Raw genomic sequence first — 579 nt, forward strand, 5'->3', positions numbered from 1 at the left:
CTTCTGCGTCGGTGATCTCGACATGGTCGATGGCGCCGCCCGCGGTGCGCAGCGCGGTGACGTGGCAGCCCATGCGGAAGCGCACGCCATGGGCTTCGGCGACCTGCGCCAGCGCGCGCGTGAAGGCATTGGCGTCGCCCGATTCGTCCTCGGCCGTGTAGGTGGCGCCGGCCAGCCGGGGGCGGATGGCGGCGAGGGCCGGCTCCAGCCGGGCGCGGAGGGCATGGAATCGAGCGACGCGCAGGCGCGCTCCGAGGCGGCCCGCGGCCAGCTCGACGCCGCCGCGATCGGCGCGGCCGGGCTCACGGCCATCACCCTCTACCTGCTCGGGGTCGTCGCCCACCACCTCGTCGGCCTGCCGGCGCCGGTGGCGATGCTGTTCCTGGCGGTGTTCGCCAAGCTCGGCAGCGCCGTGTCGCCCCATCTCCAGGCCGGCGGCTTCGTGGTCTACAAGTTCGTGCAGGTCTCGATGACCTACCCGCTGCTCTTCGCCATCGGGGTGGCGCTCACCCCCTGGAACGAGCTGATGGCGGCGTTCACCCTGGTGAACCTGATCACCATCGTGTCCACCGTGTCCAC

General features: G+C 72.2%; 1 protein-coding gene and 1 pseudogene. One reads left to right on the top strand and one right to left on the bottom strand.

Annotated elements, in window-relative coordinates; genetic code table 11:
* On the bottom strand, positions 1–271 hold a 271-nt coding region (locus GVL52_RS31690), incomplete at its 3' end, for an FAD-dependent oxidoreductase (RefSeq protein ID WP_200847951.1).
* Here GVL52_RS31690 and GVL52_RS28295 point away from each other — a divergent pair.
* A pseudogene (locus GVL52_RS28295) lies at positions 191–579 on the top strand (2-hydroxycarboxylate transporter family protein); the annotation flags it as partial. The gene GVL52_RS31690 and the pseudogene GVL52_RS28295 sit on opposite strands and share 81 nt — an antisense overlap.

Origin of the sequence: Rhizobium sp. 18055 (assembly GCF_902706285.1) — a bacterium.
Classification (GTDB): domain Bacteria; phylum Pseudomonadota; class Alphaproteobacteria; order Rhizobiales; family Rhizobiaceae; genus Rhizobium.